Annotated in this window: 5 protein-coding genes; all 5 read left to right on the plus strand. The window is 68.0% G+C overall.

All coding sequences use genetic code 11. From position 1 onward, the window contains the following. Positions 1-646: tRNA (adenosine(37)-N6)-dimethylallyltransferase (locus WBV89_RS05815; RefSeq protein ID WP_423980392.1), on the plus strand; the 646-nt coding region annotated here is incomplete at its 5' end. Then, on the plus strand, positions 643-1,458 hold the full coding sequence (dapF, locus tag WBV89_RS05820) for a diaminopimelate epimerase (protein WP_423980393.1): 816 nt from the start codon (positions 643-645) through the stop codon (positions 1,456-1,458). The genes WBV89_RS05815 and dapF, both read left to right, overlap by 4 nt. Then, positions 1,455-2,795: a GTPase HflX gene (hflX, locus tag WBV89_RS05825; protein ID WP_423980394.1), complete on the plus strand. Its 1,341-nt coding sequence runs from the start codon at positions 1,455-1,457 to the stop codon at positions 2,793-2,795. Before dapF ends, hflX begins: the two co-directional genes overlap by 4 nt. After that, complete coding sequence (locus tag WBV89_RS05830) at positions 2,792-3,913, plus strand: aminotransferase class I/II-fold pyridoxal phosphate-dependent enzyme (protein WP_423980395.1); 1,122 nt, start codon at positions 2,792-2,794, stop codon at positions 3,911-3,913. The genes hflX and WBV89_RS05830 overlap by 4 nt, the downstream gene beginning before the upstream one ends. Position 3,914: 1 nt before the next feature. Next, positions 3,915-4,591, plus strand: a 677-nt coding sequence (locus WBV89_RS05835; protein WP_423980396.1) for a hypothetical protein, incomplete at its 3' end; no start/stop codon positions are given.

Below are 4,591 nucleotides of genomic sequence, written 5' to 3' on the forward strand. Positions count from 1 at the left end.
GACGGTGGGGGAGCGCTCGCACCGGGCCCTCCTCGTCGGTGGGACCGGGCTGTACCACCGCGTGGTGATCGACGACTTCGAGCTGCCGGGAGAGTTTCCCGAAGTGCGCGCCTCGCTCGACTCCGAGCCCGACACCGTGGCCCTGCATGGGAGGCTCGCCGAGCTCGATCCCGCCGCGGCCGCCAAGATGGAGCCGGGCAACCGGCGCCGCGTCGTGCGGGCACTCGAGGTGACGCTGGGTTCGGGTCGACCGTTCAGCCGGTTCGGCCCGGGCGTCGATGCGTATCCCCCGTCCCCGGTGGTCCAGATCGGACTCCGGCGTCCCCGACCGGTCGTCGCCGAGCGGATCGAGCGCCGGGTGTACGCGATGATCGATGCCGGGCTCGTCGACGAGGTTGAGCGTGTCACGGCGACGGGATTCTCGAGGTCGTCCGCGCAGGCGCTTGGATACAAGGAAATCGTGCAACATCTCGAGGGACGGATCGGCAAGGATGAAGCGATCGACATGATCATCACCCGCACCCGCCAGTTCGCCGTCCGCCAGGAGCGATGGTTCCGTCGCGATCCCCGCGTACAGTGGATCGATGTCGAACGTGACCCTGTCGCCGAGGTCGCTCCGGCCGTGATCGACGCCCTGCGCGCATGACCGTCCGATCGCTCACCAAGCACCACGGTCTCGGCAACGACTTCCTCGTCTTGTTCGATGACGCGCCCGAGACGCCCGCACCCGCTCTGGCGCAATTGGCGATCGATGTCTGTGATCGACGGACCGGGGTCGGAGCGGACGGACTGCTCGTCGCGACGGCTGCGCCGGGGTACGCAGCGAAGATGACCCTGTTCAACGCGGACGGGTCCGTCGCCGAGATGAGCGGAAACGGCATCCGTTGCTTCGCACAGGCCGTCGCCGCCCGACGCGGTGATCTCGAGCCACAGCGGATCCTCACCGATGCCGGCGATCGCACCGTCGTCCTCACGGCCACCGACGATCCTGCGGTGATCAACGCCCAGGTCGAGATGGGTGAGGTGACGCCGCTCGACGAGCCGGACGGATGGGCCACACTGGGATGTCACCCCGATCGGCCAGTCGCGCACCTGTCGATGGGAAACCCGCACTCGGTCGTCGGTGTCGACGAGGTCGCCGTCGTCGACCTGTCCGACCTCGGCGCGAAGGTGCCGCAGGTGAACCTCGAGATCGTCGAACCGGGTCCCGAGACCAACGCGATCACGATGCGCGTCCACGAGCGCGGTGCGGGAATCACAGCAGCATGCGGGACCGGCGCCTGTGCGGCGGCCCTCGCAGCGCGATCCTGGGGCCTGGCCACACCGATCGACGACGAAGTGGTCGTCCACATGGACGGCGGCACGGCGACCGTCGCACTCACGAACGATGACGCCCCGCGCGCCATCCTCACCGGCCCAGCGGCCCTCATTGCAACGATCGAGATCGACCACCCGTGACCGAACCCAACACCCCGTACAACGAAGCGCTCGCCGGCACGCTGATCGACCGGACGATCCGCGAGAAGATCGTGCTCGTCGCCGTCGCGCTCCCGGGTGACACCGACGAAGCGGTCGATGCCAGCCTCGACGAGATGGCGTTGCTTGTCGACACGGCGGGCGCCGACGAGGTCGCGCGCCTCGTCCAACGGCGCGATTCACCGGATCACACCTGGTACCTAGGCAAGGGCAAGGCAGAGGAGCTCAAGGAGCTGTGTCTGGCGGTCGACGCCGACACCGTCGTGTTCGACAACGAACTGGCACCGGCACAACAGTTCAACCTCGAAAAGCTGCTCGGACGTACCGCGATCGATCGCACCGCGGTGATCCTCGACATCTTCGGACAGAACGCGCACACGATGGAGGGCAAGGCGCAGGTCGAACTCGCGCTGCTGCGCTATCTCCTGCCCCGTTTGCGGCGCGGAGCGAAGGCGAAGCTCTCCCAGCAGCGTGGTGGTGTCGGGGGTCGTTTCGGATCCGGTGAGACGAAGATCGAAACCGATCGTCGGCGGATCATGAAGCGGATCAACAAGCTCGAGCGCGAACTCGCTTCTCTCGCCGACACCCGTGCGCTGCAGCGCCAGGGTCGCCAGCGCAGTGGGCTCGCCTCGGTGGCGATCGTCGGATACACCAACGCGGGCAAGTCGACGCTGCTCAACCGCCTCACCGACTCCGGTGTCCTCAGTGAAGATCGGCTCTTCGCCACCCTCGACCCGACGACGCGTCGCCTCGCACTGCCCGGTGGTGAGCCGGTGCTGCTCACCGACACGGTCGGCTTCATCAGCCGCTTGCCGCACGGACTGGTCGAGTCGTTCAAGGGGACGCTCGAGGTGGCGTCCCGCGCCGACTACCTCGTCCACGTCGTCGACGCCAGCGCCCCCGACCCCGACCTGCAGATCGCTGCGGTGCACGAGGTGCTGCGCGAGATCTCGGCTGCCGACGTACCCGAGTTGCTGGTGATCAACAAGGCGGACATCGCCCCGGGTCCCGCGAAGGAACTGCTCGCTGCCCATCCCGGCTCCGTCGCGGTCAGCGCGAGGACCGGCGACGGAACCGAGGAGTTCCTCCGTGTGATCGGCGATCGGCTGCGTTCGCTCGCCGTCGTGTACGAACTCGTGATCCCGTACGACCGGGGCGACGTGCTCGCGGCGGTGCACCGCGAGGGTGAGGTCGTGGCCGTGACTGACGGCGAGACCGAATGGACCTTGCGTGCCCGTCTGTCGGATCCGTCCGCCGGACGACTCAGCGAGTTCATCACCGACGGGTCGATACCGAGGGAGGAGACGACGACACCATGACCGCAGCCGGATTCGTCCCGCCTCCGTATCCGTACGATCGTCTCAACGACCTCAAGGCCGACATCCTCGAGCGTCACGATTCGATCGTCGATCTGTCGATCGGCACCCCGTTCGATCCACCGCCGGACGCCGTGATCGCCGCCCTCTCGTCGAGCGGGACGGAGCGCTCGTATCCCCCGAGTGTCGGCACGCCCGAGTACCACGCCGCGATCGCGCGCTGGTTCGACCGACGCTTCGATGTGGTGGTCGACTCGGCGCAGATCGGAGCGACGGTCGGCTCGAAGGAGTTCGTCGCATTGCTCCCGCAGTTCATGGGGCTGCGCGATCCAGGTCGCGACACCGTGCTGTTCCCGGCGATCTCGTATCCGAGCTACGCGATGGGTGCGCGGCTCGCCGGCCTGCGTGCCGTGCCCGTGGCGATGCGTCCCGACGGTGGCGTCGATCTCGACACGGTCGATCCCGCCGACGTCGAGCGAGCACTGTTGCTGTGGATCAACAGTCCCGGCAACCCGACCGGCGGCCTCGACGACCTCGGCGCCGTCGCTGAGTGGGGTCGCCGCCATGGCATCCCCGTGTTCTCCGACGAGTGCTACATCGAGTTCACCTGGTCCGGTCGCGGGCGCACGATCCTCGAACACGGACACGACGGTGTCGTCGCAGTCCACTCGCTGTCGAAACGCTCCAATTTCGCCGGGGCCCGAGCCGGGTTCTACGCCGGTGACCCCGAGATTGTCCACTACCTGCGCGAGGTGCGCAAGCACGCCGGTCTGCTCGTGCCCGGGCCGGTCCAGGCCGCTGCGACCGTCGCCCTCGACGACGACGATCACGTCACGGTCCAGCGCGCCCGATACCTCGAGCGGCTGCAGCGGATGGCGGACGTGCTCTCCGACTGGTCCGGTACTCGCGTCCCGATGCCCGACGGAGCGTTCTACCTCTGGATGCCGACCGACGACGGATGGGACCTCACGCGCCGTCTCGCCCAGGACGGGGGAGCGCTGGTCAGCCCCGGTGAGTTCTACGGGCCTGACGGGGCCGGATTCGTCCGGGTCGCCGTCGTGCAACCCGACGACCGGATCGACCTGGTCGTCGATCGACTCGAGAAGAGCTCACGAGATTGAGATGACGACGTCGTCGCGTCGAAGCCCCCGGCTCATCGTGCTGGGGGTGCTCCTGATCGTGGCGGGAGCTCTCGCTGCCGTGGTCCTGTGGGGACTCGGTTCCGCTCGGTTGAGCGACGATGTCGCCGGGTTCGCCCGCGCGCCGGTCGGGTGTGACACCACACTCGACTTCGCCGAGTCGGGGGAGTATCTCGTCTTCGTCGAATCGGCTGGAACACTCGACGGGATCCGAGGGGACTGCGATGTCGTCGGCGACTACGACGCAGGAACGCAACCGCTCGATCCGGTGATCACCGTGGTCGACGCCGACGGGGAAGCCGTCGCCCTCGAACCTGCCGGAACGGGTCTCGACTACGACGAGGACGGTTTCGTCGGAACTGCGACCTTCAGCATCGACATCGCCGACGCGACCTCTCACGTCATCCGCGTCGAGTCGCCCGGCGATGACCTGTTCGTCGTCGCGATCGGACCGGACCCGACGGAGGGAGTGGCGGTGCTGCGCGTCGGAGGCCTCGCCGCGGGGCTCGTTGGAATTCTCCTCGGTCTCGCCGCGGTGTTGTTCGGGTCTCGCCCGTCACGACGCGCCGCCGTGTCGCAGGTCTGGTCGCCTGCCGGTGCCGCCCAACTCGGTGCGTTCGCACCGGGCCAGGCGCCCCAGGGGCCACCGTTGCACGGCTG

The sequence above is a fragment of the Ilumatobacter sp. genome (assembly GCF_049588435.1).
Taxonomy (GTDB): Bacteria; Actinomycetota; Acidimicrobiia; order Acidimicrobiales; family Ilumatobacteraceae; genus Ilumatobacter_A.

Excerpts from the sequence above, each read along its gene's own strand:
- dapF (WP_423980393.1), top strand. The coding sequence starts at position 643 with ATGACCGTCCGATCGCTCACCAAGCACCACGGTCTCGGCAACGACTTC.
- WBV89_RS05830 (WP_423980395.1), top strand. The coding sequence starts at position 2,792 with ATGACCGCAGCCGGATTCGTCCCGCCTCCGTATCCGTACGATCGTCTC.